The organism is Streptomyces sp. NPDC053542 (genome assembly GCF_044544685.1).
Classification (GTDB): domain Bacteria; phylum Actinomycetota; class Actinomycetes; order Streptomycetales; family Streptomycetaceae; genus Streptomyces.
The window spans coordinates 743,112-769,918 of record NZ_JBITXL010000003.1 but is presented as its reverse complement, the minus strand read 5'-3'; the positions used below and the strand labels follow the sequence as shown (position 1 = coordinate 769,918).

At 72.1% G+C, this 26,807-nt stretch carries 25 protein-coding genes; 16 read left to right on the top strand and 9 right to left on the bottom strand.

Going from position 1 to position 26,807, the window contains the following annotated elements; all coding sequences use genetic code 11:
• Positions 1-10 precede the first annotated feature (10 nt).
• From ACIGXO_RS11310 to ACIGXO_RS11270, 9 genes are all read left to right on the top strand, one after another.
• Entirely contained in the window at positions 11-949 is a 939-nt protein-coding gene (locus tag ACIGXO_RS11310) for a type II secretion system F family protein (RefSeq protein WP_399783590.1), read from the top strand.
• Between the two features lie 11 nt (positions 950-960).
• Positions 961-1,830, top strand: a complete 870-nt coding sequence (locus ACIGXO_RS11305; protein WP_399783587.1) for a DUF5936 domain-containing protein — start codon at positions 961-963, stop codon at positions 1,828-1,830.
• A gap of 65 nt (positions 1,831-1,895) precedes the next feature.
• On the top strand, positions 1,896-3,227 hold the full coding sequence (locus tag ACIGXO_RS11300; RefSeq protein WP_399783891.1) for a sensor histidine kinase: 1,332 nt from the start codon (positions 1,896-1,898) through the stop codon (positions 3,225-3,227).
• Positions 3,228-3,242: 15 nt separating this feature from the next.
• Positions 3,243-4,451, top strand: a complete 1,209-nt coding sequence (locus ACIGXO_RS11295) for a response regulator (protein ID WP_399783584.1) — start codon at positions 3,243-3,245, stop codon at positions 4,449-4,451.
• A gap of 242 nt (positions 4,452-4,693) precedes the next feature.
• Positions 4,694-4,933 (top strand): Flp family type IVb pilin, encoded by a 240-nt coding sequence (locus ACIGXO_RS11290; protein ID WP_399783888.1) that lies wholly within the window; start codon positions 4,694-4,696, stop codon positions 4,931-4,933.
• Entirely contained in the window at positions 4,930-5,688 is a 759-nt protein-coding gene (locus ACIGXO_RS11285) for a pilus assembly protein TadG-related protein (RefSeq protein ID WP_399783885.1), read from the top strand. The genes ACIGXO_RS11290 and ACIGXO_RS11285 overlap by 4 nt, the downstream gene beginning before the upstream one ends.
• Positions 5,689-5,734: 46 nt before the next feature.
• On the top strand, positions 5,735-6,340 hold the full coding sequence (locus ACIGXO_RS11280; protein ID WP_399783581.1) for a hypothetical protein: 606 nt from the start codon (positions 5,735-5,737) through the stop codon (positions 6,338-6,340).
• Positions 6,341-6,344: 4 nt separating this feature from the next.
• A complete protein-coding gene (locus ACIGXO_RS11275) occupies positions 6,345-6,968 on the top strand; it encodes an OmpA family protein (RefSeq protein ID WP_399783578.1) in 624 nt (207 codons plus the stop codon).
• A 253-nt stretch (positions 6,969-7,221) separates the two neighbouring features.
• Positions 7,222-7,953, top strand: a complete 732-nt coding sequence (locus ACIGXO_RS11270; protein WP_399783575.1) for an Imm52 family immunity protein — start codon at positions 7,222-7,224, stop codon at positions 7,951-7,953.
• 13 nt (positions 7,954-7,966) lie between these two features.
• On the opposite strand, the gene ACIGXO_RS11265 is transcribed toward ACIGXO_RS11270, so the two are convergent.
• Positions 7,967-8,341, bottom strand: coding sequence for a DUF192 domain-containing protein (locus ACIGXO_RS11265; protein ID WP_399783572.1), 375 nt, complete (start codon positions 8,339-8,341; stop codon positions 7,967-7,969).
• 132 nt (positions 8,342-8,473) lie between these two features.
• On the opposite strand from ACIGXO_RS11265, the gene ACIGXO_RS11260 reads away from it, so the two are divergent.
• Entirely contained in the window at positions 8,474-9,274 is an 801-nt protein-coding gene (locus ACIGXO_RS11260; RefSeq protein WP_399783569.1) for a prepilin peptidase, read from the top strand.
• A gap of 681 nt (positions 9,275-9,955) precedes the next feature.
• Here ACIGXO_RS11260 and mgrA read toward each other — a convergent pair.
• Positions 9,956-10,990 carry an L-glyceraldehyde 3-phosphate reductase gene (gene mgrA, locus ACIGXO_RS11255; RefSeq protein ID WP_399783566.1) on the bottom strand — a complete coding sequence of 345 codons (1,035 nt, stop codon included), beginning with the start codon at positions 10,988-10,990 and terminating at the stop codon, positions 9,956-9,958.
• Between the two features lie 143 nt (positions 10,991-11,133).
• Here mgrA and ACIGXO_RS11250 point away from each other — a divergent pair, with 143 nt between their 5' ends.
• The 4 genes from ACIGXO_RS11250 to ACIGXO_RS11235 all read left to right on the top strand — a co-directional run bounded on the left by ACIGXO_RS11250 (position 11,134) and on the right by ACIGXO_RS11235 (position 16,522).
• The gene (locus tag ACIGXO_RS11250; RefSeq protein WP_399783882.1) at positions 11,134-11,913 is read left to right on the top strand and encodes an isoprenyl transferase; all 780 of its coding nucleotides are present in this window, start codon (positions 11,134-11,136) and stop codon (positions 11,911-11,913) included.
• A 468-nt stretch (positions 11,914-12,381) separates the two neighbouring features.
• Positions 12,382-13,704, top strand: coding sequence for a PhoH family protein (locus ACIGXO_RS11245; protein ID WP_399783564.1), 1,323 nt, complete (start codon positions 12,382-12,384; stop codon positions 13,702-13,704).
• Between the two features lie 453 nt (positions 13,705-14,157).
• Positions 14,158-14,871 (top strand): lytic transglycosylase domain-containing protein, encoded by a 714-nt coding sequence (locus tag ACIGXO_RS11240; RefSeq protein WP_399783562.1) that lies wholly within the window; start codon positions 14,158-14,160, stop codon positions 14,869-14,871.
• Positions 14,872-15,019: 148 nt separating this feature from the next.
• Entirely contained in the window at positions 15,020-16,522 is a 1,503-nt protein-coding gene (locus ACIGXO_RS11235) for an AI-2E family transporter (protein ID WP_399783559.1), read from the top strand.
• A gap of 119 nt (positions 16,523-16,641) precedes the next feature.
• Here the strand turns inward: ACIGXO_RS11235 and ACIGXO_RS11230 are convergent, their stop codons facing one another.
• Both ACIGXO_RS11230 and ACIGXO_RS11225 read right to left on the bottom strand, forming a co-directional pair.
• Positions 16,642-17,175: an alkyl hydroperoxide reductase gene (locus ACIGXO_RS11230; protein WP_399783556.1), complete on the bottom strand. Its 534-nt coding sequence runs from the start codon at positions 17,173-17,175 to the stop codon at positions 16,642-16,644.
• Positions 17,176-17,190: 15 nt separating this feature from the next.
• Positions 17,191-17,745: a peroxiredoxin gene (locus tag ACIGXO_RS11225; protein WP_030265371.1), complete on the bottom strand. Its 555-nt coding sequence runs from the start codon at positions 17,743-17,745 to the stop codon at positions 17,191-17,193.
• A gap of 130 nt (positions 17,746-17,875) precedes the next feature.
• Here ACIGXO_RS11225 and ACIGXO_RS11220 point away from each other — a divergent pair, with 130 nt between their 5' ends.
• A complete protein-coding gene (locus ACIGXO_RS11220; protein ID WP_399783553.1) occupies positions 17,876-18,835 on the top strand; it encodes a hydrogen peroxide-inducible genes activator in 960 nt (319 codons plus the stop codon).
• Positions 18,836-18,847: 12 nt separating this feature from the next.
• On the opposite strand, the gene ACIGXO_RS11215 is transcribed toward ACIGXO_RS11220, so the two are convergent.
• Positions 18,848-19,111, bottom strand: a complete 264-nt coding sequence (locus ACIGXO_RS11215) for a hypothetical protein (RefSeq protein WP_399783551.1) — start codon at positions 19,109-19,111, stop codon at positions 18,848-18,850.
• Positions 19,108-20,064 carry an SPFH domain-containing protein gene (locus tag ACIGXO_RS11210; RefSeq protein WP_399783548.1) on the bottom strand — a complete coding sequence of 319 codons (957 nt, stop codon included), beginning with the start codon at positions 20,062-20,064 and terminating at the stop codon, positions 19,108-19,110. Before ACIGXO_RS11210 ends, ACIGXO_RS11215 begins: the two co-directional genes overlap by 4 nt.
• Positions 20,065-20,317: 253 nt before the next feature.
• Here ACIGXO_RS11210 and ACIGXO_RS11205 point away from each other — a divergent pair, with 253 nt between their 5' ends.
• Entirely contained in the window at positions 20,318-22,555 is a 2,238-nt protein-coding gene (locus tag ACIGXO_RS11205; RefSeq protein WP_399783545.1) for a transglycosylase domain-containing protein, read from the top strand.
• Positions 22,556-22,624: 69 nt separating this feature from the next.
• Here the strand turns inward: ACIGXO_RS11205 and ACIGXO_RS11200 are convergent, their stop codons facing one another.
• The 3 genes from ACIGXO_RS11200 to ACIGXO_RS11190 form a co-directional block, all read right to left on the bottom strand.
• Entirely contained in the window at positions 22,625-25,045 is a 2,421-nt protein-coding gene (locus ACIGXO_RS11200; RefSeq protein WP_399783542.1) for a SpoIIE family protein phosphatase, read from the bottom strand.
• A gap of 47 nt (positions 25,046-25,092) precedes the next feature.
• Positions 25,093-25,773 carry a class I SAM-dependent DNA methyltransferase gene (locus tag ACIGXO_RS11195; protein ID WP_399783539.1) on the bottom strand — a complete coding sequence of 227 codons (681 nt, stop codon included), beginning with the start codon at positions 25,771-25,773 and terminating at the stop codon, positions 25,093-25,095.
• Between the two features lie 288 nt (positions 25,774-26,061).
• Positions 26,062-26,754, bottom strand: a complete 693-nt coding sequence (locus ACIGXO_RS11190) for a DUF402 domain-containing protein (RefSeq protein ID WP_399783536.1) — start codon at positions 26,752-26,754, stop codon at positions 26,062-26,064.
• Positions 26,755-26,807: the final 53 nt, after the last annotated feature.

Sequence of the window (26,807 nt, the reverse complement as noted above, 5' to 3'; positions counted from 1 at the left end):
CCCCGCCGCCATGGACAACCTCGCGCTCCTGACGATCGGCGCCACGCTGCTGTGCTGCGTGCTCGCGGTGCTCGGCGTGCACGCCGTCGCCTCGGGCCGGGCCCAGCACGCCGCGCTGGTCGACCGGCTCGACCGGACCGGGCAGTTCCGCGCGCCGGGCCGCCGCCGCGGCTTCGACGGCCTGGACCGCCGGCTGCGCGGGACCCGGTTCGGCAAGCGGCTGGAGCTCCGGCTCGCCGCCACCGGCCTGGACCTCACGCCCGGCGCGTTCTTCGCCGCCATGGTCGCGACGGTGCTCGGCCTGTGGCTCCTCGCCAGTGTGCTGCTCGCGCCGTTCTTCGGCCCGATCGCCGCCGCCGCGGGCCTGTGGGGGGCGTTCGCGTACCTCAACTGGCAGCGCCAGAAGCGCACCGAGCGGTTCATCAACCAGCTCCCCGAGCTCTCCCGGGTGCTCGCCAACGCCACCCAGGCGGGCCTGGCGCTCCGTACCGCGCTGGCCATGGCCGCCGAGGAGCTGGAGGCCCCGGCCGGCGAGGAGCTGGGCAAGGTCGCCGACCAGCTCGCCATCGGCCACTCCGTCGACGACGCGCTCGGCGCGCTCGCCGAACGGCTGCCCTCGCGCGAGCTGGTCGTCCTGGTCACCACGCTGGTACTCGCCAACCGTGCCGGCGGCACGGTCGTCAGCTCGCTGCGCAACCTCACCGAGACGCTGGAGGAGCGCAAGGAGACCCGCCGCGAGGTCCGTACGCAGCTGTCGCAGGTCACCGCCACCGGGTACGTCGTCCCGCTGCTGGGCCTGGGCGCGCTGCTGGTCATGAACGGCATCTGGCCCGGCGCGCTGGACAAGATCACCGGCAGCGTCCTGGGCCAGGGCACGATCCTCGTCTCGCTCTCCCTGTACGCGCTGGGCTTCTTCCTCGTCCGCCGGCTCGGCAAGATCGACGTCTGAGAGGCCGCACCATGGGACTCCTCTACGCCCTCCTCCTCGGCCTCGCCGTCCTCGGCGCGGTGTACGGCTGGCGGCTGTACCGCTCCGAGGCCAAGCTGCCCGGCGACCTCGTCGTGGCGCTGGAGGTCGGCTCCTCCCGCACCAGCGCGGCGGGCTCGGCGATCGACCGGCTCGGCATGCGGTACGCGCCGATGGTGCTGCGCATGATGGGCCCCCAGCGCGTCGACCGGCTGCGCAAGCGCATCGACATGGCGGGCAACCCCGGCGGCCTCACCGTCGACCGGTACGCGGCCCGCCGCTTCGTCTACGGCGCAACCGGCGCGGTCGGCGCCCTCGCGATGGCCGCGAACGGCCAGCCGGTACTGGCCCTCCTGATGGTCGCGTTCGGCCTCTTCTGGGTCGAGGTCGCCCTCTGGTCCGCCGTCCGGCAGCGCAAGGAGGCCATCGAGCGCACCCTCCCCGACTTCCTCGACGTGCTCGCCGTCGTGGTCTCCGCGGGCCTCGGCTTCCGGCAGGCCCTGGACCGTACCGCCGAGAAGTACCAGGGCCCCTGGTCCGACGAACTGCGCATCACGCTGCGCCAGATGGACATGGGCGTCAGCCGCCGCCAGGCGTTCGAGGAGCTGCGCCGGCGCAACGACTCCGAGCAGGTCGCGATGTTCGTCACCGCCCTCCAGCAGGGCGAGGAGCTGGGCGCGCCGATCGTGGACACGCTCATCGCGATCGCCAACGACATGCGGCGCACGGACGCCCAGAACGCCCGCCGCAAGGCGGCCAGGGCGGTGCCCAAGGCCACCACCACGATCACGATGGTCATGGTCCCGGCCACGATCCTGCTGATCGGCGCGGGGATGTTCCTGGGATCGGGGCTGCTGGGGTGAGGCGCGGCGCGGCGGACCGGCGGGACCGGCGGGGCGGGGTGCTCCGGCGGCGCGCCGCCGCGCCCATCACCGCGGGCGGTCCGCTGCCGCCGCACGGCCCCGAGGACCCGGCCGACCCCACCGCCGAGCCCACCCTCCGCCTCCAGCTCAGCGCCCTCCAGGCGCTGTGCCGGCAGGTCTTCGGCTTCCGGCTGGCGATGATCGCCCTCGCCACCCCGTTCGCCATCTACGGCACCAAGCGCGGCTGGCCCACCATCCTGGTCTGCTCCGCCGTGCTGTTCACCTTCATGGCCTCCTACCTGCTCTTCCGCGACTGGGAACGGTTCGGGCCGCTGCTGCTGCGCCACCACTGGCTGCTCGCCCTGGACGCCGCCTTCGGCGCCCTCCTCCTCTTCACGGCCTCGCCCGCCAGCCCGCTGAGCTACGTCACGATGTGCACGCCGCTGCTGGCGGGCCTGGCCTACGGCTGGCGCGGCGCGGGCGTCTTCGCCTCGCTGACCGTCTGCATCGTCCTGCTGGCGTACGTCGGCGACGCGGACCTCGACGTCACGCTCGCCGGCTCGACCCTGCTGCCCGGCGTCTGCGTCCTGGCCGGCGCGGTCGGCGTCACCCTGCGCAATCTGATGCTGCGGTTCGGCGCGGCCAGCCAGGCGCTCACCGAGACCCGCTCCCGGCTCGCCGTCAACGAGGCCGTCGAGTCCGAACGCGCCCGGCTCGCCCGCGAGATGCACGACTCGGTCGCCAAGACCCTGCACGGCCTGGCGCTGGCCGCCGACGGCCTGGCCGGCTCCGCCGACCGCACCGACCCCACGACGGTCAAGCGCCGGGCCGAACTGGTCTCCCGGGCAGCCCGCCGGGCCGCGGCCGAGTCCCGCGAACTCCTCTCCGACCTGCGGCGCGAGACCGGCCTGGACGGCGGCGTCGACGTGCTCGGCGAACTCTCCGCGCGCGTCACCGACTTCGCCCGCCGGACCGGATTCACGGCCTGCTACCGCCCGCTCGGCGACGCCCCCGCGCCCCCGGTCCCGCAGGCCATCGCCCGCCAGCTGCTCACCATCGTCACCGAGGCCATGGACAACGCCCGCCGGCACGCGGCACCCAGCCGCCTGGACGTCGCGGCGGGCGTGGTCGAGAGCAGCCTGCGCATCAGCGTGTGCGACGACGGCCGCGGCCTGCCGCCCGGCACCACCCTGGACGGCCTGCGCAGGGCCGGGCACTTCGGCCTGGTCGGCATGGTGGAACGGGCGGCCGGCATCGGCGCCCGCATCCGCATCGGCCGCGGCCGTGCCACCAAGGGGACGGAGGTCCGGGTGGAGCTCCCGCTGGCGGCCGTCCTGCCGAAGGCGCCGTTCGCGCCGCCGCCCGTACCGCCGTCCCGTCCGTCCGCCAGGCCGTGAGAGGAGGCCCCCACCATGCCGGAATTCCGTGATCCGGGCGGCGCGCCCGCCACCGACCCGTTCAGCCTCGACGACATGTTCCCCTTCGACGACGAGATGTTCGTCCTCGACGACGAGCCGTTCCCCTTCGAGGACGGGCCGTCGCGTTTCGGGGACGGCCCGTCGCCTTACGGGGAGGCCCCGGCCGTCTTCCCGGACGGCCCGCTGCCGGAGCCCTGCGCGCCCCTGCGGGTCCTCGTCGCGGACGACAACCCCGTCGTGCGCGCGGGGCTCACCGTCCTCCTCTCCGGGCGCCCGGACATCCAGGTCGTCGCGGAGGCCGCCGACGGCCGCCAGGCGTACGAAGCGGCGCGGCAGCACCGCCCCGACGTCGTCCTGCTCGACGTCCGGATGCCCGGCGTCGACGGCATCTCGGCGCTGCCCCACCTCGCCCGCCTCGCGCCCGTCATGATGCTCACGTACAGCCGGGAGAGCGAGCTCGTACGGGAGTCGCTGCGGCTGGGCGCGGGCGGCTACCTGGTGCACGGCGAGTTCACCGCGGACGAACTGGCCGACGCGGTACGCGACATCACGGCGGGCCGCGCCCGCTTCACCGCCACGGCCTGCAACGCCCTGCTGGACCACGTCCGTTCGGAGCAGCCGGCCCCGGGCGTCCCCCAACAGCCCCTCCCGGACGGGCTGGGGGAGGCGTACGGGGGCGAGCCGGCGGGCGGCGCGCCGTACGGAACCGGCCAAGGAGCCGGGGCTTCACCTTCCGGCCACCGCGACGGCGCACCGGACGAACGCGCTGCTGCTGCAAATGGCAATTCCGGTCAGAATGGCCCTGCTGCCGCTGCGAGTTCGCAGTATTGCGGGGTGTACTCGGTCTCGAATTCATCGCGTCCGGTGCAAACTACTTCGCAACCGCAAGTCGATATGGCACAGTCTGCGACTGGGCCGCACCGAGCGGCCGCTGCCGTCCCCGCACAGCGGGACGGTGCCCGGTGGGCGCAGCAGGGAAACGGCACGGACCGGTTCGGGCTGAGCCATCGCGAGGCGGAGGTGATGGAACTGATCGCGGCAGGCATGACCAACGCGCAGATCGCCGCCACCTGCTTCATCAGCGAGAAGACCGTCAAGAACCACATCAACCGGATCTTCACCAAGCTGCACGCCACCAGCCGGAGCCAGGCCATCGCGGTCTGGCTCGGTACCGCCCGAAGGGGAACGCAGAGCCATGGCTGAAGGGGGGACGGGCCGCCCGGCCCGCCGGGTGCCCGGCGCGGCCCGCACGGAAATTTGGGCCCGCGGGGAGGTTTGGGCCCGGGATTGGGCCCGGGGACCCATGTCCGGCGCGGGGGCCCGGGCGTACGTTTCCGGGGTCGCCGGCGGTACCGGCCGGGGGGAAGCAGGTGCCACGTACGGCGTGGAAGCCTGCGCGCCGGCCCGAATCCGGCCGGCCGGACCCGGAGGGGAACACCACCATCATGAACCAGCGGATGCTGAAGGCCACGACCGCCACCCAGGTGTACATCGGCTCCTGGCGGGACGCCTGCATCGAGCGGATGTACGGGCGGGAGCGCTCGAAGGGGCAGACCGCGGTGGAGTACATCGGCATGATCGTGGTGGTCGTGGCGATCATGGCGGCGATCGCGGGCTTCACGGACATCGGCGACACGATCAAGAACAAGATCAAGGCCGCGATCAACAGCGTGAAGACCGGCTGAACCTGCCCGCGCCGCGGCTTTCGCGCGCGGCGCTGCGGACGTGCCGCGATTCAGGGCAGGCCCTCCCCATCTACATCACGGTGGTGGCGGGCCTGCTCTTTCTCGCGTTCGCGTACTTTGCGGTCGGACAGGCGGCGGCCGCCCGCAACGGGGCCCAGTCCGCGGCCGACGCGGCGGCCCTGGCGGCCGCGCAGGACGCCCGCGACCAGCTGCGCGAGGCGCTGCTCGGCTCCCTCCACGAGCCCGCCGACTGGCCCGTACTGATCCAGGGTGAGCTCTACGACGCGGCCAGGGCCTGTCTGGCGGCCGGCGGCTTCGCGCAGCGCAACGGCGCCGCGGTGGCGGGCGGCGGCTGTCAGCAACTGAGCGATGACCGGCAGGGCTTCACCGTCCAGGTGCGGACCACCGGCGGCATGGGCGCCTCGGTCATCCCGGGCACCGAGAACGAGCAGGCCGAGGCGCGGGCCACCGCGGTCATCGAGCCGAAGTGCGCCCTGCGGCCGGACGAGGAGCCGGGCGGGGGCGGTACCGGCGAGGACACGCAACCGGAGCCGGGCGCGGGCGATCCGGAGCCGGAGCCCGGTGCGGACGGCCCGGAGCCCGGCGCGGGCGACAAGGACAAGGGCCGCGACCCCCGGCACCTGGACCTGATGTGCGACGGCCAGGAGTGGTCCATCGATCCCGAGGAACCGGATCCCGCGCACCCGGACTTCCCGCGCGCGGCCGATCTGTTCTCCGTAAAGCTTGCCGACTGAAGCCCTCTCACGGCTGACGGCGCGAAGACGAGTAGAGGACGAGTTCATGAGTATGTGGCAGATCACCCCGGCGCGACGGACGGTGGCCGCCGCTTCCCTCGCGGCGGCGCTCGCCTTAACGCTGTCCGCGTGCGGTGAGGACCGGCCGAAGACGGAGACGCAGATACCGTCGTCCAGCCAGCGGCACACCGGTGACCAGGGCAGCGGCGGCGAGCGGGCGAAGCAGCCCGAGCAGCCGGCCGACGACACGGTGATCGCCACGCTGCACGGCCCGCAGGGCATCACGCTGGACGTGACGTCCGCGACACGCGACTCCAGCGGATTCGTCACCGTCAACGGCAACCTGAAGAACTCCTCGGACGAGGACTTCACCGATACCTCCCAGTGGACCGGTCCCGAGCTGGCCATGAAGCGGGCCGCGGGCGACTCCCTGGGCGGCGCCACCCTCGTGGACAAGGCCGAGAAGAAGCGGTACTACACGCTGCGCGACACGGAGAACCGCCCGCTGGCCACCACCGGGCTCGGCATCGTCGCCGCCAACTCGGCGCAGAAGGTCTTCATGCAGTTCCCCGCGCCTCCCAAGAGCACGACCGACGTGGACCTGCAGATCCCGACCTTCCAGGCCGTCTCCCTCACGCTCACGGACGCGTGACCCGATGAGGACCCCTCACCGCTACCGCGTGCGCGGGCCCGTACTGCTGCTGTCCTCGGCGCTGGCGGCGGGCCTGACCCTGGCCGGCGGGCCGGCCGCGCTCGCCGACGAGGACGTACCGGCCGCGCCCTCCGTCTTCCGCGGCAAGGTCGACGTCAACGACCCCGACCTCAAACTCCCCGAGGGCAAGACCCTCGCCGCGCCCAAGGTGCTGGACATCAAGACCGTCGTCGGCGACGAGCGCGGCACGGAGCAGCGCGAGGACTCCAACTCCGACGTGAAGTTCCAGCTCCAGGCCGAGGTGCTGTTCGGCAAGGACAGCGCGGAGCTGTCGGACGTGGCGAACGACCGCATCGAGCAGATCGCCGACGAGATCGAGAAGCAGCACGCCACGACCGTGACCGTGGCCGGCTTCACCGACGACCTCGGCTCGTCCGAGCACGGCCTGAAGCTGTCCAAACGGCGCGCGGACGCCGTCCAGCGGCAGTTGAACGAGGACCTCGACGGCAGCGGGATCACCTTCGAGATCCGCGGTTACGGTGAGGACGCGCCCGTCGCGAGCAACGACACCGAGGACGGCCGCAAGAAGAACCGCCGCGTGGAGGTCTCCTTCCCGCGGGCCGAGTGAACGTCCGGCGGCCGTGAGCGTCCGGCGGCCGTGACGGGCGCCTCGATGTGAAGAGACACCACATATCCCCGTGAAGGTGGTGAAGAAGCCGCAGGCCGGACTCGACGCGGCCCGGGGGCGGATGACAGCGTGCATCCGGACCGGGCGGGCGCCGGCCTGATGGCTGCCGTACGCCTCGGCCGGCGTACCCGCGGCAGCGGCCCGCGGGTGCGGCAACGAAGGCAATGTACGGAACACCGGAGTGGGAGCTGACGTGACACTGGATCTGACGGTCGGCGGTGTCTGGGGCCCGCGGCAGGAGAGCCCGGACCAGCTCGCCGAGCGCTGGCTGCGACTCCTGCGGCGGCTGGCGAGGATCGCGCCGGAGGACTTCGCGGGCTGGCGGGCCGAGGCGGTCGGACAGGCGGAGCAGCTGCCCGAGAACGTGAACGCGGCCTGGTTCGCCTCTTACCTCTCGCGCGTCAACCCCCAGGACGACGCCGCCACGATCGGGTACTCCGCCGTCCTGGTCGCGGCCCGGCCCGGCCGGCCGATCATCACCCTGAGCGTCGGGGCCGGCGGGACCCCGGCGTTCGCGCCGCAGACCGCCGTCATCACGGTCCGCTCCGCCGACCTGAACGATTCCGCACCGCTGGTCACCCGGCTCCCCGAGGTCCTCACCGCGATCGCGGAGGAGTGGGACGCGGACTGGGGCGACATCGCCGACGACGACCTCCTCGGCGCGCTGGAGAAGGAGTACGAGCTCGACAACTCCACGCCGCGCTGCGGCCGGGCCGTGTACCTCTCCAGCGGCCGCCGGGCGCTGGTCCCGGAGGACGTACCGGGGCGCCGGTCGCACACCGAGCACGGCGGCCTGGTCATCGACCTCGGCAGGCCGGACGGCTCGGCGCCGGACGCCGACCACGTCCTCGCGGTCAACGGCCTGCTCCGCAAGGCCGGTGCGCTGGAGGAACTGCCGTACCCGATGGACCGCGCGAAGTGGTGACCGCGGTGACCGGCTAGCAGGTCTCGATCGTCAGGCGGGTGCCCGGCCGGAGCCCCCAGCCGGCCATCGTGCCCGCCTCGGCCTCCAGGACGTGGCGGGCGCGCAGCCGGGGGCGGCCGAGCCGGTTCGGCCGCATGGTGCGGACGGCCCGGACGGTCAGGTGCCGGTCCAGGTACGCGACGTCGATCGCGAAGCGCATACGGAAGGTGTGGATGCTGCTCGCGGGCGTCAGCAGCACGGCGCCCTCGACGCCGTCCCGGCCCAGCAGCCCGCGGGTCCTGGCGCGGTAGGACGCCGCGATCTCCACGGGGACGGACACGCCGCCGTCCCCGCCCCGTTCCCCGTCCGCGATCCGCAGCTGCCCCCGGCCGTCCTGCCACTTGCCCATGGTGACCCCTCGTCCCCTCCCGTGCGCCGGGCCGGGATGTTACCGCCGCGGCGGTCCGTACGAGGGCCGCGTGGCCGGTGGTTGGGCCCCAGGGCCCATGACCGGTGCGCTGCTCGCCCGTACCGTCGAGGGGTGCATCCGCTCCTGATCGCCCTCGCCGCCGTGTACGGGGCTGCCGCCGGGCTGCTCGTGCCGCGCGCCGCCTACCGGCTGGCCGTCGAGCCCGAGGAGGGCCGGCGCACGGCGTGTCCGCGGGGTCACCCGATCACCGGCGTGGCACGCGGCTGGCTGGGCCGCGCGCGCTGCCCGGCCAGGGAGCCGGCCGCACTCGTCACGGTCCCCGCGGCGGCGCCTCCGGCCTCCGTGCCGCCCGCGCCCTGTCCGGCCTACGGTCCCGCGCGCACCGCCGCGCCCCTCGTCACCGCCGCGGCCTGCGCGCTGCTGGCCGCGGGCGTCGGGGCCCGGCCCGAGCTGGCCGTCTGGCTGCTGCTCGCGCCGGTCGCGGTGCTGCTCGCGACGGTCGACGCGGCCGTGCACCGGCTGCCGGACGTGCTGACCCTGCCGGCGGCCGGTGCCGCCGCCGCGCTCCTCGGGGCCGCCGCGCTGCTGCCAGGCCACCGCGGATCGTGGACCGGCGCGCTCCTGGGCGGGCTCGCGCTGGCCGCCGCGTACTTCGTGCTCTTCCTGATCCGGCCCGACGGGCTGGGCTTCGGCGACGTCAAGCTGGCGCTGGCACTGGGGATCGCGCTGGGCTGGTACGGCTGGGCCGTGCTCTTCCTCGGCGCCTTCGCCGGCTTCGTCCTGGGGTCGGTGTACGGCATCGGGATGATGATCGTGCGGCGCGCGGACCGGAAGTCCGCGATGCCGTTCGGCCCGTTCATGGTCCTCGGCGCGCTGTTCGGCCTGCTCCTCGGGGGATACGGCGCCAGCTGACCGGTATGTGCTCTATGGTCGTTTTCGCACCGCCCGCGGCGATCAGCTGGAAGCGCATCACCCGGGCCGCCCGTCCCCGCCGCCGGGGGCGGCCCGGCCCGCGGCGACGAGCCACCAGCCGGCGCGCGGCGCGGCGGGCGCCACTGGGACCGAGGACCTGAGGATTGGGGGCCGCGGAGGACCGAGACGGAACGATCGCACGACGACCGGTGAAGTCCGCTACGAGGACCGGAAAAGTCCGGTCATTGCCTCGCGCTCCGGGTGCGCCGCGCCGCACTCGGGGCGCTTCCCCTTTTTTCCCGGGGCTTCCGCGGGTCCGTCAAGCCGGCGACCGTACGGGTGTCGCTCCTGCGGGGTATCCGTGACCGGCGGGACGAGAGGTCCGTCACGCTCGTGGCGTGACGGAGGGGGACAGGTCCGACACGGTACGGAACAAGATCATTAAGGCTACGGGCCCGCCATGAGGCGGGTGATGGCGCGCGAATACAAGATCATTAACGGAATTCGGGTACCGCCCGAACGGCCCCGCCGAGCCTTGATCGACTCCGTGACACGCGGGCTGACCGCCGCTGATGCGCGCAGCACACCCCGTCCGGGGTTATGGTGGAAACCCCCCCTCGGGCCGGTCCGTATCCCCCCCACGGACCGGCCCGCTTTTTCATTCCGGGGTCCGGGCGCCCGCTACCGCCGCGCCCAGATGTTCACGCCCTCCGTCGAGGTCGCGAATTCATCGATCTCGGCCAGCTCGGCGTCGGTCAGCTTGTCCCCGCCGAGCGCCGCCACATTCGCCTCCAGCTGCGCGACGCTGCTCGCGCCGATCAGCGCCGAGGTCATCCGCTCGTCCCGCAGCACCCACGACAGCGCGAGCTGCGCCAGCGACTGGCCGCGGCGCTGCGCGATCTCGTTCAGGCCGCGCAGCCGCCGCACGACGTCCTCGGAGAGCAGCCCCGGGTCCAGCGACTTGCCCTGGGAGGCGCGCGAGCCCTCGGGAATGCCGTGCAGGTACTTGTCGGTGAGCATCCCCTGCGCCAGCGGCGCGAAGGAGATGCAGCCCATGCCCGCCGCCTCCAGGGTGTCCAGCAGCCCGTCGTCCTCGGTCCAGCGGTTGATCATGCTGTACGAGGGCTGGTGGATCAGCGCGGGTACGCCCATTTCCCGCAGAATGCGGGCCGCTTCGCGGGTCTGCGCGGAGTTGTAGGAGGAAACGCCCACATACAGGGCCTTGCCCTGCTGTACCGCGGAAGCCAGTGCGCCCATCGTCTCCTCGAGCGGAGTCTCCGGGTCGAATCGGTGCGAGTAGAAGATGTCGACGTAATCGACGCCCATCCGGCGGAGCGACGCGTCCAGCGACGAGAGCAGGTATTTCCGGGAACCCCATTCTCCGTACGGACCGGGGTGCATCAGATATCCGGCCTTCGTGGAAAGGATCATTTCGTCCCGGTAGGACCGGAAGTCCTGCGCGAAGATCTTGCCGAAGTTCAGCTCCGCGGAGCCGGGCGGCGGGCCGTAGTTGTTCGCCAGGTCGAAGTGGGTGACGCCCAGGTCGAAGGCGCGTCGCAGGATCGCGCGCTGCGACTCCAGCGTGCGGTCGTCGCCGAAGTTGTGCCACAGTCCGAGAGAGATCGCCGGGAGTTTCAGGCCGCTGCGGCCGGTGCGGCGGTACTCCATGGAGTCGTAGCGCGAATCGGCTGCGCGGTAGTCAGAGGTGCCAGTCATGAGCATCTCCTTATCACGGAGTTGTGACAGACCTGATTGGGTCATTGCCACTCCCGAGAAGTAAAGTTGCGGACTTGAGGCGACGGGGGCGACCGCCAAATAGGCACGGAGGGGCTGGACCACACATGCTGCGATCTTCCGGGATGGGTATCCCGTATCCCCCTGTTGTGCGGGAGTTCGTGTACAAGCTGTACGAGCGCCGGGTGGAGCGCCGGCTGGACCACTCCCAGGTGCCCAAGCACATCGGCGTCATCCTGGACGGCAACCGCCGCTGGGCCCGCGCCGACGGTCTGACCACCGAGCAGGGGCACCAGGCGGGCGCGGCGAAGATCGAAGAGCTGCTGGGCTGGTGCGAGGAGACCGACGTCGAGGTCGTCACCCTGTGGATGCTCTCCACGGACAACCTCGACCGGCCGGAGAAGGAGCTGAAGCCGCTCCTCGGCATCATCGAGAACACCGTGCGGCGGCTGGCGGCCGACGGCCGCTGGCGGGTGCACCACGTCGGCAACCGCGACCTCCTCCCCGCGGGCACCCAGCGCGTGCTCAAGGAGGCCGAGGAGGCCACGGACCACATCGGCGGCGTCGTCGTCAACGTGGCGGTCGGCTACGGCGGCCGGCAGGAGATCGCGGACGCGGTCCGCTCGCTGCTGCTGGACGAGGCCGGGCGCGGCGCCTCCGTCGAGGAGATCGCCGACGGCGTCGACGTCGAGAAGATCTCCGAGCACCTGTACACCCGCGGCCAGCCCGACCCGGACCTGGTGATCCGCACGAGCGGCGAGCAGCGGCTGTCCGGCTTCATGCTGTGGCAGAGCGCCCACTCGGAGTACTACTTCTGCGAGGTCTTCTGGCCCGCCTTCCGCAAGGTCGACTTCCTGCGAGCACTCCGTGACTATGCCTACCGGCACCGGCGGTACGGAGTCTGACGCGCGGCACTGCCGGGGGTCCGGGGGTTGTCCCCCGGGAGAGCACAGCCTGCGCGCGCTGCGGGACTACGCCTACCGGCACCGGCGGTACGGGGTCTGATCCGCCTGCGCCACGGGGTGGCGACGGCCTGTCAGGGCCGGGGCGTGACACGTCACATGGGGCCTGCCGTTCACCGGTAACCACGAATTCACTGGTTGTGCGTCATATGCCGGGGCATGGCTGCAGGTGTTCGCGGGAATATCCCTTCCAGGACGGCACCCGAAAAGCCAGGTCCAGTGGGTGCCGCTCTGCAGCGGACGGCATGCCGCCGTCCGCCCGGGAGGCCCTTTGCGCATCACGGACGATCGTGCGGACCGCACGGCCGACGCGGAGGGCCGGCGCACGGCCCGCGCATCGCGGCCCGAGCCCGGCTCCATCCCCCGCGACGCCGTCGCACCCCGACCTCATCCGAGGGGGTTCGTCCACCCGTGGTGAACAGCAAGCAGCGCCGTGAGGCCGACCGGCGCACCTACGTCCTCGACACCAGCGTCCTGCTGGCGGATCCAGGCGCCATGGCCCGCTTCGAGGAGCACGAAGTCGTGCTGCCGGTAGTGGTGGTCACGGAGCTGGAAGCCAAGAGGCACCATCCCGAGCTCGGTTACTTCGCCCGGCAGGCGCTGCGCCTGCTGGACGAGTACCGCGTGCGGCACGGCCGCCTGGACGCCCCCATCCCGATCGGCGAGGTCGGGGGGACACTGCGGGTCGAGCTGAACCACTCCGATCCCGGCGTCCTCCCCGTCGGCTATCAGATGGGGGACAACGACTCGCGGATCCTCGCGGTGGCCCGCAACCTCCAGGCCGAGGGGTACGACGTCACGGTCGTCTCCAAGGACCTGCCGCTGCGGATCAAGGCGTCCTCGGTGGGCCTGCTGGCGGAGGAGTACCGCGCCGAGCTGGCGATCACCGACTCCGGCTGGACCGGCATGGCGGAGCTGACGGTCGACGCCGAGCAGGTCGACGACCTCTTCGCCGTGGAGAGCGCCTACGTCCCCGAGGCGGCGGAGCTGCCCGTGCACACGGGGCTCGTGCTCCAGTCCGAGCGCGGCAAGGCGCTCGGCCGGGTCACGGCCGACGGCCGGGTGCGGCTGGTGCGCGGCGACCGCGAGGCGTTCGGCATCCACGGCCGCAGCGCCGAGCAGCGGATCGCGCTGGACCTGCTGCTCGACCAGGAGGTCGGCATCGTCTCGATGGGCGGCCGGGCCGGCACGGGCAAGTCGGCGCTGGCGCTCTGCGCGGGCCTGGAGGCCGTGCTGGAGCGCCGGCAGCACAGAAAGGTGATGGTCTTCCGGCCGCTGTACGCCGTCGGCGGGCAGGACCTGGGATATCTCCCGGGCACCGAGGCCGAGAAGATGGGCCCGTGGGCGCAGGCCGTCTTCGACACCCTCACGTCGGTGACATCGTCCGATGTCATCGAGGAGGTGGTGGGGCGCGGGATGCTGGAAGTGCTGCCGCTCACCCACATCCGCGGCCGGTCACTGCACGACGCCTTCGTGATCGTCGACGAGGCCCAGTCCCTGGAGCGGAACGTCCTGCTGACCGTTCTGTCCCGAATCGGGGCAAATAGCCGCGTAGTGCTGACTCATGACGTCGCGCAGCGCGACAACCTGCGGGTCGGGCGGTACGACGGCGTGGTCGCGGTCGTGGAGAAGCTGAAGGGCCATCCGCTCTTCGCGCACATCACACTGAACCGCTCGGAGCGGTCGCCGATCGCGGCCCTGGTGACCGAAATGCTGGAGGACGGACGTATCTGATCCTGTATAGGGGACGCGCCCCGAATGAGGGGTTCGCACGGCCCCTACCCCTTGTGTGACCTGCGCCGTCCGGCGAAGCCAGAGAGCCTAGCCGGGCGGCGTCGTCGCGCGCGGAGATATCCGGAAACTCAGAGGCGTAAACGAGGTGTGAGCTTTCACACCCGGCTCAGAATTGATTCCGCGCGTCCGCTTCGGGCAGAGTCTGGGACCTGTCAGGCCCCGCATACGGCACATTGGCACCCCCAGCGGTGTAGAACCACAGAACTGAAAAGCGTTCGCCGTATGCCGCCCGAGCACCACGCGGACCCCTGAGGGGTACGTACCGGGCCAGTGCCTCCTGTGACCAGCCGGCCCCACCCGCACTTCGGGGACGGAGCAATACGGAGGACAGCGCCAGGGGCACGATTGCGTCCGCGATGGTCACCTACGCGGACGACGCTGGAAGGAAAACGTGTGAGCCGGATTTCGGTCCGGGGATTCGCCGTGGCCTCCGCCACCGCGGTCACCACAGTCGGCGCCGTTGTCGGCGTCGCGTCGGGCGCTCAGCCGGGCTCGGTCGCCAACACCGAGGCAACGGCTGCCGACGCGTCGATCGCGGACATCCCCGCGGGTCAGCAGGCCCAGGTGGAGACGGCGTCCCTCGTGCAGCAGGCGGATGACCAGTCCACCCAGGCGGACGCCGCCGCCCTGAAGACCGCCCAGGAGGCGGCCCGCAAGGCGGCAGCGGAGAGCGCACAGGCCAAGAAGGACGCGGCCGAGAAGCAGCTCGCGGCAGAGAAGCAGGCTGCCAAGGACCGTGCCGAGGCCAAGGAGCAGGCAGCCAGCCGCTCCGCCGAGCGCGGCGCCCTGGGTGACATCGCCGTCAAGTCGTCGTACACGATCGCAGAGACCCAGGCGATGGCCCGGCAGATGATGCCGGCCGACCAGTTCCAGTGCTTCAGCAACATCGTGGACCACGAGTCCGGCTGGAACTACCGTGCCACCAACGCCTCCTCGGGCGCCTACGGCCTCGTCCAGGCGCTGCCGGGCTCCAAGATGGCCTCGGCGGGCTCCGACTGGCAGACCAACCCGGCCACCCAGATCAAGTGGGGCCTGGGCTACATGAACGACCGCTACGGCAGCCCCTGCGGCGCCTGGTCGTTCTGGCAGGCCAACAGCTGGTACTAGACCGGCTCGCCGTACAGCGACGCGAAACCCCCGACCGTACAAGGGTCGGGGGTTTCGCGCTTTCCACACAGGTAACGTCGTCCCGACAGTGAGAGCCAGGGTGTCGGCACCGGTTCTGAAGGGGACCGAGGGGGGAAGAGGAAGCGAGATGTCCAGACTGCCTCAGTGGGTCGGCGGCGCGGGGGCCGGCCTGACGCGGCTCGCCGCGCGCCTGGAGGAACGGCGCCGGCGTACGGAGGCCGCGGCAGCCGACGGCGACGGCCGGCTGGGGCACGGCACGGTGCACGGCCACGCGGTGCCGCCCAAGCCGCTGGAACCGCCCGTCGTGCCCGGTGGCGCTCCCCCGGAGGACGCGGGGCCCGCCGGTACCGCTTCGGAGGACGGGGGCGCCACGCGCACCACGGACGCCTCTGCCGCCTCTGACGCCACAGAAGCCGCTGCCGCCGCTCCGGTGCCCCCGAAGCCGTCGACGCCCCCTCAGGAGGCCGCCACGGCCGCTGTACCGGCGTCCGTGCCCGCGCCGCCCGCGTACGCGCCCGCCGTGCCGCACCGGCCCGAGCCCGTGGACGCGGTGCCGTGGGGGATACGGGTCGCCGCCGAGGCGGCCTGGCGGCTCCTCGTCCTGGCCGCGACCGTGTACGTCCTCGCGCGGGCCATCACCAGCATCCAGCTGGTGGTGCTGGCGTTCGTCGCGGCACTGCTGATCACCGCGCTGCTGCAGCCGACCGTGGCCTGGCTCAAGCACCGCGGCCTGCCCAGGGGCCCGGCGACGGCCATCACGTTCATCACCGGCTTCGTCATCATGGGCCTGGTCGGCTGGTTCGTGGTCTGGCAGGTCATGGACAACATCGACTCGGTCTCCAGCCGGGTCCAGGACGGCATCAGCGAGCTGAAGGACTGGCTGCTGAAGAGCCCGTTCCATGTGACCGAGGGCCAGATCAACGACATCGCGAAGAACCTCCAGGACGCGATCGGCTCGAACACCGAGGAGATCACCAGCGCGGGCCTGGAAGGCGTCACGGTCGTCATCGAGATGCTCACCGGCATCCTGCTGGCGATGTTCACCACGCTCTTCCTGCTCTACGACGGGCGGCGCATCTGGGAGTGGCTGCTCAAGCTCGTGCCGAGCGCGGCGCGCGAGGGCGTGGCGGGGGCCGGGCCGCGGGCCTGGCGGACGCTGACCGCCTATGTGCGCGGCACGGTGATCGTGGCGCTGATCGACGCGATCTTCATCGGCATCGGGCTGTACTTCCTGAACGTGCCGCTCGCCGTGCCGCTCGCGGTGTTCATCTTCCTCTTCGCGTTCATCCCGCTGGTGGGCGCGGTGGTCTCGGGCGCGCTGGCGTGCGTGGTCGCGCTGGTGACCCAGGGCGTGTTCACGGCGCTGATGGTGCTGGTGGTCGTGCTGGCCGTGCAGCAGATCGAGGGCCACATCCTGCAGCCCTTCATCCTGGGCCGCGCGGTGCGGGTGCACCCGCTCGCCGTGATCCTCTCGGTGGCCGCGGGCGGCCTGGTCGCGGACATCGGCGGAGCGGTGGTGGCGGTGCCACTGGTAGCCGTCACCAACACCGTGGTGTCGTACCTGCGCGCGTACGCGCACGAACAGGCCCTCCGGAGAGCGCCGGTGCCGGCTCGGGGCGCGGACGGCTAGCCCGCTGGCTGAAACGCGCAGGTCCCCGCGCCCCTTCAGGGGCGCGGGGACCTGCGCGATCAGCCACGACGTGGCAGCACCCGGCCGACGGCCGGCACTCCCGCGGCGCGAAGCCGGTGTTACTCGGCCAGCGACGCCTCGGCGTCCAGCGTGGCGCCAACGGCCTGCAGGACGGCCGCGATCTTGACGGCCTCCTGGATCGTGTCGCGCTCGACACCCGCCTTGCGCAGCACCTGCTCGTGCGAGTCCAGGCACATGCCGCAGCCGTTGATGGCCGAGACGGCCAGCGACCACAGCTCGAAGTCGACCTTGTCGACACCGGGGTTGCCGATGACGTTCATCCGCAGGCCGGCGCGCATCGTGCCGTACTCCGGGTCCGACAGCAGGTGCCGGGTCCGGTAGAACACGTTGTTCATCGCCATGATGGCGGCGGCCGACTTGGCGGCGGTGTACGCCTCGGGGGAGAGGTTGGCCTTGGCCTCCGGCTCCAGCTCGCGCAGCACCTTCGGCGAGCGCGACGCGATGGCGCAGGCCAGCACGGTGCCCCACAGCTGCTGCTGCGGCAGGTCGCTGTTGCCGATCACCGAACCGAGGTTCAGCTTCAGGTCCTTGGCGTAGTCCGGAACGGCGGACTTCAGATCATCGAGAGCCATGATTCAGCCTCCCGTTCACTCGCCCGAGAGGAGCGCGACCGGGTCCAGGGTCTCGTCGCCCTTGGACCAGTTGCAGGGGCAGAGCTCGTCGGTCTGCAGGGCGTCCAGGACCCGCAGGACCTCCTTGGGGTTACGGCCGACGGAGCCGGCGGTCACCATGGTGAACTGGATCTCGTTGTTCTGGTCCACGATGAACACGGCGCGCTGCGCGAAGCCGTCCTCGCCCTCGATGCCCAGGTCCCGCATGAGCTCGTGCTTGGAGTCGGCCAGCATCGGGAAGGGCAGGTCGGTCAGGTCCGGGTGGTCCTTGCGCCAGGCGTGGTGCACGAACTCGGAGTCGCCGGAGAAGCCGAGGATCTGGGCGTCACGGTCGGCGAACTCCTCGTTCAGCTTGCCGAAGGCCGCGATCTCGGTCGGGCACACGAAGGTGAAGTCCTTGGGCCACGCGAAGACGATCTTCCACTTGCCCTCGTAGGTCTTGTGGTTGATCTGCTCGAACTCCTTGCCCTTCTCCAGCGAGACACAGGCAGTCAGGTCGAACTCGGGGAACTTGTCACCAACGGTGAGCACACGCACTCCTTGCAGGGTAGGAATTCCCTTTTGGGGCTTTCCTGGGGGTTGGACGGTCTCCACGTTGCCACAAGGTGCATTGATCAGTGAAATAGCTAGACTCGGTGGCGTTGATCGGAGGTGGTTATCAGTGGCCCAGCCCACTACCGCAGGGGCCGGACGCCCCCGGCAGCCCTCGTTTTCGCAGCTCCGGGCGTTTGCCGCGGTGGCCGAGCATCTGCATTTCCGCGAGGCGGCCGCCGAGATCGGCATGAGCCAGCCCGCGCTCTCCGGTGCGGTCTCGGCTCTGGAGGACGCCCTCGGAGTCCAGCTCCTCGAGCGTACGACCCGAAAAGTACTGCTGTCGCCCGCGGGGGAGCGGGTCGCGGCCCGGGCACGCACAGTAATGGAGGCGGTCGGCGACCTCATGGAGGAGGCCGAGGCCGCCCGCGCGCCCTTCACCGGCGTACTGCGGCTCGGCGTCATCCCGACCGTCGCGCCCTACCTGCTCCCGACCGTGCTGAAGCTCGTGCACGACACGTACCCGGACCTCGACCTCCAGGTCCACGAGGAGCAGACCGCCTCGCTGCTGGACGGCCTGGCGCACGGGCGGCTGGACCTGCTGCTGCTCGCGGTACCGCTCGGTGTCGCCGGCGTCACCGAACTGCCGCTCTTCGACGAGGACTTCGTGCTCGTCGCGCCCAAGGAGCACTGGCTCGGCGGCCGCGGCGACATACCGCGCGAGGCGCTGCGCGAGCTGGACCTGCTGCTCCTGGACGAGGGGCACTGCCTGCGCGACCAGGCGCTGGACATCTGCCGGGAGGCCGGGCGCGAGGAAGGGGCCGCGGTGACCACCAGCGCGGCCGGGCTCTCCACGCTCGTCCAGCTGGTGGCCGGCGGGATGGGCGTCACGCTGCTGCCGCGCACCGCGCTGCGCGTGGAGACCGGCCGCAACGAGGAGCTGACCACCGGGTACTTCGACGACCCGGCGCCCTCCCGGCGGATCGCCCTGGCCATGCGCACGGGCGCGGCCCGGCAGCGCGAGTTCGAGGAGTTCGCCCGGGCGCTACGGACGGCCCTGCGGCCGCTGCCGGTACGGGTCGTGGACTGACCGGGATCGGTGTCACTCGTCTTCCGAGGGCGGCGGCGCGTCGGTCTTCGGCGGGCGCCCCCGGCGCCGCATCGCCCCGGCGTCCTTGGGCAGCCGCCCCGCCTCCGCCAGCGCGCGGCGGAGCAGGAACTCGATCTGCGCATTGGCGCTGCGCAGTTCGTCACCGGCCCAGCGCACCAGCGCGTCGTGCACCGACGGGTCGAGCCGCAGCAGCATCTGCTTGCGCTGCTGCGGCCGCCGCCCCGGCGTCCCGGGCTCCTCGCTGCGCGGGCTCACTGGTAGAGCGAGCCCGTGTTCAGGACGGGCTGCGCGGCGCGGTCACCGCACAGCACCACCATGAGGTTGGAGACCATGGCCGCCTTGCGCTCCTCGTCCAGTTCGACGATGCCCTGCTCGCTGATCCGGTCCAGGGCCGACTCGACCATGCCGACCGCGCCCTCGACGATCTGCTGGCGGGCCGCGACGACCGCGCCGGCCTGCTGCCGCTGGAGCATCGCGGAGGCGATCTCGGGCGCGTACGCGAGGTGGCTGAAGCGCGCCTCGATGATCCGCACGCCGGCCGCCTCGACCCGCGCGGTCAGCTCGGCGGCGAGCTTCTCGGTGATCTCCTCGGCGTTGCCGCGCAGCGAGAGCGCGTCCTCGTCGTGCGCGTCGTAGGGGTACTCGATCGCGATGTGCCGGACGGCCGCCTCGGTCTGGGTGGCGACGAACTCCAGGAAGTCGTCCACCTCGAAGAGCGCCTGCGCGGTGTCCTCGACCTTCCAGACCACGATCGAGGCCAGCTCGATGGGGTTGCCGTAGGCGTCGTTGACCTTCAGGACCGCGGTCTCGTGGTTGCGGACCCGGGTGGAGATCTTGGTGGCGCTGGTGAGCGGGTTGATCCAGCGCAGGCCGTCGGTGCGGATCGTGCCGACGTACCGGCCGAAGAGCTGGATGACCCGGGCCTCACCGGGCGCGACCATCTTCACGCCGCCCATGCAGAAGAGGGAGACGAGCAGCAGCGCGATGCCGACGGCGATCATCGTGCCGCCCAGCGCCTTGTTGCCGTCCGAGGCGGACGCGGCTCCGAGGATCGCCAGCGCGATGCCGCCGATCACGCCGATGACGGTCAGCAGCAGGCCGAGGCCGCCCGGGATGCTGTGCGCCGTCACCTCTCTGACCTGCGGTGCGGGCAGGGCCGGGGTGTCGGGCTCGGTGGCCGCGGGCGGCGTGGGCGTCTGGTCGGACATGGGGTTCCCCCGTTCCGTACGGCGGTCGGGCCGTACTCGCATGCTTTCGCTGGTCTAGCAAAGTGATAGCTATTTAAGCCCGGCGGGCGGGGCGGCGCAAGGGCGGACGCGGAAACTCCCGAACGGTTGCACAGGAACGGGGTGCTCATTGTCACGTCCGGAAAAGGCTTGATCGATGCCTATGTGATGACACCGGGGGGTTAGCTTCGGAGGCTGGGTTATTGGGGGCGGAACGACTGGAGTGACACGAGCGATGGGACGAGCCGAGGCGAGACGGGCGCGGAAGCGGGGCAGCCGCCGGGCGAAACGCAAAAGAGGCGGCGGCATAGGGCGCTTCTTCACCTTCAGGAAGCTGCTCGGCGCGTTCTTCACCGTCTGCCTGCTGGGCATCCTCGGCTTCATCGGCCTGTACCTCGTCGTCGACGTGCCGGCCAACGCCAACGGCCAGGCCACCGCGCAGGCCAACGTCTACAAGTACGCCGACGGCTCCGTGCTGGCCCGCACCGGCTTCAACCGCGAGAGCGTGCCGATCAGCGACATCCCCAAGGACGTCCAGCACACCTTCGTCGCCGCCGAGAACAAGTCGTTCTACCAGGACTCCGGCGTCGACCTGAAGGGCACCACCCGCGGCATCCTCAACACCCTGCGCGGCCGGGGCAAGCAGGGCGGCTCGACCATCACCCAGCAGTTCGTGAAGAACTACTACCTGACCCAGGACCAGACGGTCAGCCGCAAGCTCAAGGAGATCGTGATCTCCCTGAAGGTCGATCAGAAGCTCGGCAAGAACGAGATCCTGGCCGGCTACATCAACACCAGTTACTACGGCCGCGGCGCATACGGCATCGAGGCCGCGGCGCAGGCGTACTACGGCGTGCACACCCGGGACCTGACGGTCGCGCAGGGCGCCTACCTCGCCTCGCTGCTCCAGGCGCCCAGCCAGTACGACTGGGCCGTCGCCACCGACGCCGGCAAGAAGCGGGTCCAGGAGCGCTGGAACTACACCCTCGACAACATGGTCGAGATGAAGTGGCTGGACCCGGGGAAGCGGCAGGGCCTGAAGTTCCCGGTGCCGGAGAAGCCCAAGCCCAGCCCCGGTCTGAAGGGCCAGAAGGGCTACCTGATCGAGCTGGCCAAGGCCGAGCTGAAGAAGCAGGGCGTCACCGAGGACGACCTCGCGGCCGGCGGCTGGACGATCAGCCTCGGCGTCGAGAAGAAGCGGCAGAGCGCCCTGGAGTCGGCCGTCCAGGAGAAGCTGACCAGCAAGCTCGACCCCAAGGCCCGCGACGTGGACGCCGACGCCCAGGCCGGCGCGGTCTCCGTCGACCCCAAGAGCGGGCACATCGTGGCGCTGTACGGCGGCAAGGGCTACCTGGAGCACTTCGTCAACAACGCCACCCGCGACGACTACCAGCCGGCCTCCACCTTCAAGCCGCTGATCCTCGCCACCGCCCTGGAGAAGAACTCCACCACCCAGGACGGCACTCCGATCACCCCGGACACGGTCTACGACGGCACCAGCCGCCGTCCCGTCAAGGGCAGCGCCATCGGCTTCGCGCCGCCCAACGAGGACGAGAAGGACTACGGTCCGATCAGCGTCCAGACGGCCATGAACAACTCCGTCAACTCCGTCTTCGCGCAGATGGGCGTGGACGTGGGGCTGGAGAAGGTACGGCAGACCGCCGGACAGCTCGGCATGGACGCGGAGAAGATGTCGGCCCGCCCGGCTATGACGCTCGGCTCGATGGGCGCCAGCCCGCTCCAGATGGCCGGCGTCTACGCCACCCTCGACAACCACGGCAAGAAGGTCACCCCGCAGCTGGTGACCTCCGCGCAGCGTGGCGAGGAGGCCCCCGTCGATCTGCCGGAGCCGATCGGCGGGCAGGTCATCAGCCGCACCACCGCGGACACCGTGACCTCCGTGCTGACCGGCGTGGTCCAGGACGGCACGGGCACCGCCGTCCGCAACGCCGACTACGACATCGCCGGCAAGACCGGCACCTCCGACGACAACAAGTCCGCCTGGTTCGTGGGCTACACGCCCCGACTGGTCACCGCCGTCGGCATGTTCGGCGAGGACGCCGACGCGCCGCACGGCCATGTCACCCTGCGCGGCGCGGGCGGCGGCGGCCGGGTCAACGGCGGCGGCTACCCCGCGGAGATCTGGGCCGCCTACACCCAGAACGCCCTGGGCGGCGAGCTGTCGGCCCGCTTCGACCTGGACACCGACCTCGGTGCCGGGGTCGCGCCGACGCCCACCCCGACGCCGACCGAGACCGAGGAGTCGGAGTCCCCGTCGCCGAGCCCGTCGGAGAGCTCCTCCGAGTCCGCCTCGCCCTCGCCGTCCCCGTCGCCCAGCGAGTCGGAGACCAGCGAGCCGCCGGAGGAGTCGGCCTCCCCGTCGCCGAGCGAGTCCTCGGACCTCCCGCTGCCGGACGGCGGGGACACGGAGGAGAAGCCCGGAAACGGCAGACGACCGGTGACCGGCGAGTGAGCGCGCGCGAGTGAACGACGGCGGGCCCGGGGCGCATTGCCCCGGGCCCGCCGCGTGTCTCCGTACCGTCTACTCCCGGCCCGGCAGCCGCCGTGCGACGGGCGGCATCGAGATCTCGAACCAGACCACCTTGCCGGTGCTCAGCCGGGTCGCGCCCCAGCGCCGCGCGAGGCGGTTGACCAGGTACAGGCCGCGGCCGCCCTCGTCCGACGGGCGGGCCTGCCGCAGCCGCGGCAGCTGCGGCACGTCGTCGCCCACCTCGCAGCGCAGTACGTCCGTGCGCAGCAGCCGCAGCGTGATCGGCCGCTCCGCGTACCGCACGGCGTTGGTGACCACCTCGCTGACCAGCAGTTCGACCTGGTCCGTCAGCTCTTCCAGGTCCCAGCGCTGCAGCGCCCGGCGGGCGAGGCGGCGGGCCTGCCCGGCGGTCTGCGCCTTCGGGTCGAGGTACCAGTACGCCACGTCGCTCGGCGCGATCCCGTCGAAGCGGGCCGCGAGCAGCGCGATGTCGTCGTCCCGGTCGCCCGGGCCGAGCATGTCCAGCACCTCGTCGCAGAGCGGCTCCAGCGGCGGCGGGTTCGGTCCGGTCAGCCGGGCCGTCTCCGTCAGCCGCTCGCGGAGCTGCTCTATGCCGGTCCACACGTCCCGTATCCGGGACTCCACCAGGCCGTCGGTGTACAGGACCAGCGTCGCGCCGGCGGGCGCGTCCAGCTCGACCGCCTCGAAGTCCACGCCGCCGACGCCGATCGGGGCGCCGGGCGGCACGCGCAGGACCTCGGCGCGGCCGCCGCGGTGCAGCATGACCGGCGGCGGATGCCCGGCGTTGGCGACGATGATGCGGTGCGCGACCGGGTCGTAGACCGCGTACAGGCAGGTCGCCATCCGGTCCGTGCCGAGCCGCTGGGCCTGCTCGTCGAGGTGGTGCAGGACTTCCTGCGGCGGCAGGTCGAGCCCGGCGAGGGTCTGCGCGGTCGTGCGCAGCTGCCCCATGATCGCCGCCGAGGTCATCGAATGCCCCATCACATCGCCGACGACCAGGGCGACCCGGGACCCCGGCAGCGGGATCGCGTCGTACCAGTCGCCGCCGACCCGGGCCGTCTCGGCGGCCGGGAGGTAACGGCTGGCCAGGCGCACGCCGGTGGGCTGCGGGAGGGAGTCGGGCAGCATCGTGCGCTGCAGCGCGTCGGCGATGTACGCCTCGCGCCCGTACAGCACCGCCTTGTCCACGCCGAGCGCCGTGTGCGTCGCCAGCTGCGCCGCCACCAGCAGGTCGTCCGGCTCGAACGCCGGGCGGTCCGGGCGGCGCAGGAAGACCGCGGCGCCGATCACCCGGCGGCGGCCGCGCAGCGGCGCCAGGATGACGCGCTGGCCCTGCGGCATCCGCGTGCCGGGGCCGAGCAGTTCGGGCAGCGCCGCCTGGGCGGCCTGCGCCTCGCCGAAGAGCGGGCGCACCCCGCGCAGCACCTCGGCCAGCGGCCCGCCGGGCACGACCTCGGCCAGCTCGGCCGCCATCCCGCCCATCGCCGGGCCCAGATCGGGCTGCGCGGGCAGGGTGGGCAGCCGGCCGCCGTTGGTGTCGGCCTCCTCCGGGATCCGGTCGGTGCGCCGCAGCCGCAGCACGACGGGGCCGGCCGGCCGCTCGTCGCCCACCGGCAGCGGGTCGCGCAGGTACACCAGGATCGCGTCGGCGAACGTCGGGACCGTCGCCCGGCACAGGCCCAGCACGATCTCGTCCAGGTCGATGCCGCGGGCGATCCGCCGGGTGGCCGCGCCGACGAAGCGCAGCCGGTCGCCGCCTGGCTGCCGGGCCGGCATCGGCTCACCTCCCTCGGACGGATGTGCCGACCGGGCCGGCGGCGCCTCCGGGCGCGCCGGCTCCGTGGCCTGGCGCCGGCTGCCGCCGCCATCCTGGTCGCGGGCCCGGCGGGGCCCCGGAGGCGGTACCACGGGCTCCTGGGGCCGCTGCCGGGCACGGCCTTCGCCGTCCCGCGGCCGTCCGACGCCGGCCGCGCCGCCGCCGTCGTGCGGGCCGGGCCCGTCGTCCGGCTCCTCGGCGCGGGACCGGGCCCGGCCCGCCGCGCCGTTGCCGGAGACGCCGGCGGGGCCGCCGGGGGCGTCGCCGCCCGGGCCGCCGGCCTGGGTGTGGCCGCCGGCGCCCTGCGCGGCATTGCGGTCGGCCGCGTCGGCGGTCCGCCGGTCCCGGGGCCGCCGGCGCTTCTTCCCGCTGCGCCCCGGGGGCGCGGGCACCTCACCGGGACCACCGGTGCTGCGCCCCGGCGGCCCCGCGGCCCCGGAGCCGGGCAGGCCGGAACCGGGCAGGGCGGAGCCGGGGAGATCGGCTGGGGCGGGGCCGGCGGGCCGCCGCAGGGCGTCGCGCGGATCGGCGGCGCCGTGCGCCGTCGTCTCCGGCAACCCCCGCGGCGGCATGGCCGGGGGCGCGGCCGGCAAGGGTGCCGGTCGCGGCTCGTGGGAGGTGGGGTGCTCCGTCACGCGTGGGATTCCATCCGTCCGGGGCTGCGCGCCTGGCGCGCTGCGTCTCATGCGCGTCGCAGGTGCAGGAAGAGCTGGATTTCGGGTGGCACGTCCGTACTGGCCGGGGCATACGCATACGAGTCCTCCCCGGTGACTTCGAAACCCGCGTCGCGCACGACATGGCGCAAGTCGTCCCGCAGGTAACCCGATACCCGGATCGTGTGACCCAGGAACGGAATCGGGTAGTCGTCCACGTCGGACTCGACCATCGACAGGGCGAGCAGCCCATCCGGCCGCAGCAGGCAGTGCAGCATCCGCAGCGCGTACGGGATTTCCGCGCGCGGCAGCATCAGCAGGGAGAAGAAGGCGGCGGCACCGTCGAAGGAGCCGGGACCGCCGAGCCGGCCGTCCCGCAGGTCCGCGAGGTCGAGGTGGTGGAACTCGGCGGACGGAACGTTCTCCCGCGCCTTCTTGACCATGGTGGCGGAGAGGTCGACGCCCACGACCCGGTGGCCGGCGCCGGACAGCTGAGCGGCGGTGGGCAGGCCCGTACCGCAGCCGACGTCCAGCACGCGGGAGCCGTCCGGCAGCGACGCGGCGAGCCAGGCACCGGCGGCGCGCTGTCCCTCCTTGTGGGGGAACGCGCTGTCGTAGGCCCCGGCGATCGCGTTGAACGCCTCGGCCTGCCCGGCCCGGTCCAGTGCTAACCGGTTCAGGCCCTCGTACCCGTCGTAGCTGTCGCTCACGACCCCGCCCCTCCTGCGACCGCGGTCAAGTTCGGTTTCCAGTTCTGGAGTTGCGTCTGTGCCTTCTTGCGCCCTCTTGCGGAGGACGATCCTACGTTTGAACCAGTGGTGTGCAGCAAGGGGGCTCGCCCCTGAGCATGGTTTCAAAGGGAACGCATGTTCCCCGAAGTCGCTGCATTTCGGGCGCTTCCGTCGCCTCTGAGGCTCGACCCGCCACTCTTACGGGTGCGGATTTCGCACAAGCGGCCGCTTTTTGGCGGCCGGTCACGCGGCGGCGTCACGCGGGCGTCACGAAGGGGAGGGGTCCCGCGCCCGGTCCCAGTCGTCCGGCAGCACCGGCAGGCCCCACTGCGGATCGGGCCGCCAGTGCTCCCAGCCGTCCGTGAACGGCGCGTCCCACGCGGTGATCCGCTCGACCGCGGCCCGGCCCGCGGCCCGTACCTCCTCGGCCTGCGCGGCCGGCATCAGCCCGTCGGCCTGCGCCTGCGCGAACTCGTCCTCGTCCCGCCACTCCCAGTGCCGGTCCGGGTAGACCGCGATGTCCAGGAAGTGGTCCTCGGAGTCCACGCCGCCGGACCAGCGGCGGCGCGGCTCCTCCAAGTTGACGTACCAGTTCTTGAACCGCCAGCCGCGCTCCCAGAAGAGCCATACCGACCACGGCTCCCCGGGCCGGGCGAGCTTGAGCACGCCGGTGCCGAACCAGCGGTCCCGCACCACGCGCCGCGGCTTGGTGTACCGGCTCGCCAGCGGCTCACGGTGGACGAGCGTGCCGTCGGCGAGCACCGGCTTCACGCAGTCGGTGCCCGGCGCCAGCCAGACGGCGAGCAGCTCGTCGGTGTCCTGGACGACGGTGACGGGCCGGCAGATGTGGAAGCGGTCGGTGGCATTGCCGCGATAGCGCCACAGGATGTGTTCGCCCGGCGCCCAGCGCGCGGTACCGGACGTATGGCCGTCCCTGGTCTCCACCGTATCCGCTGTCATGCGCAGATCTTAGGGGCGGAATCGCCGCACCGCCGTGACGTGGGCCGCAGCGA

Bases quoted from the DNA above. Each gene is read 5' to 3' on its own strand.
- ACIGXO_RS11310 (WP_399783590.1), top strand. From the start codon at position 11: ATGGACAACCTCGCGCTCCTGACGATCGGCGCCACGCTGCTGTGCTGC.
- ACIGXO_RS11305 (WP_399783587.1), top strand. From the start codon at position 961: ATGGGACTCCTCTACGCCCTCCTCCTCGGCCTCGCCGTCCTCGGCGCG.
- ACIGXO_RS11295 (WP_399783584.1), top strand. From the start codon at position 3,243: ATGCCGGAATTCCGTGATCCGGGCGGCGCGCCCGCCACCGACCCGTTC.
- ACIGXO_RS11290 (WP_399783888.1), top strand. From the start codon at position 4,694: ATGAACCAGCGGATGCTGAAGGCCACGACCGCCACCCAGGTGTACATC.
- ACIGXO_RS11280 (WP_399783581.1), top strand. From the start codon at position 5,735: ATGAGTATGTGGCAGATCACCCCGGCGCGACGGACGGTGGCCGCCGCT.
- ACIGXO_RS11275 (WP_399783578.1), top strand. From the start codon at position 6,345: ATGAGGACCCCTCACCGCTACCGCGTGCGCGGGCCCGTACTGCTGCTG.
- ACIGXO_RS11265 (WP_399783572.1), bottom strand. From the start codon at position 8,341: ATGGGCAAGTGGCAGGACGGCCGGGGGCAGCTGCGGATCGCGGACGGG.
- mgrA (WP_399783566.1), bottom strand. From the start codon at position 10,990: ATGACTGGCACCTCTGACTACCGCGCAGCCGATTCGCGCTACGACTCC.
- ACIGXO_RS11250 (WP_399783882.1), top strand. From the start codon at position 11,134: ATGGGTATCCCGTATCCCCCTGTTGTGCGGGAGTTCGTGTACAAGCTG.
- ACIGXO_RS11235 (WP_399783559.1), top strand. From the start codon at position 15,020: ATGTCCAGACTGCCTCAGTGGGTCGGCGGCGCGGGGGCCGGCCTGACG.
- ACIGXO_RS11230 (WP_399783556.1), bottom strand. From the start codon at position 17,175: ATGGCTCTCGATGATCTGAAGTCCGCCGTTCCGGACTACGCCAAGGAC.
- ACIGXO_RS11210 (WP_399783548.1), bottom strand. From the start codon at position 20,064: ATGTCCGACCAGACGCCCACGCCGCCCGCGGCCACCGAGCCCGACACC.
- ACIGXO_RS11205 (WP_399783545.1), top strand. From the start codon at position 20,318: ATGGGACGAGCCGAGGCGAGACGGGCGCGGAAGCGGGGCAGCCGCCGG.
- ACIGXO_RS11190 (WP_399783536.1), bottom strand. From the start codon at position 26,754: ATGACAGCGGATACGGTGGAGACCAGGGACGGCCATACGTCCGGTACC.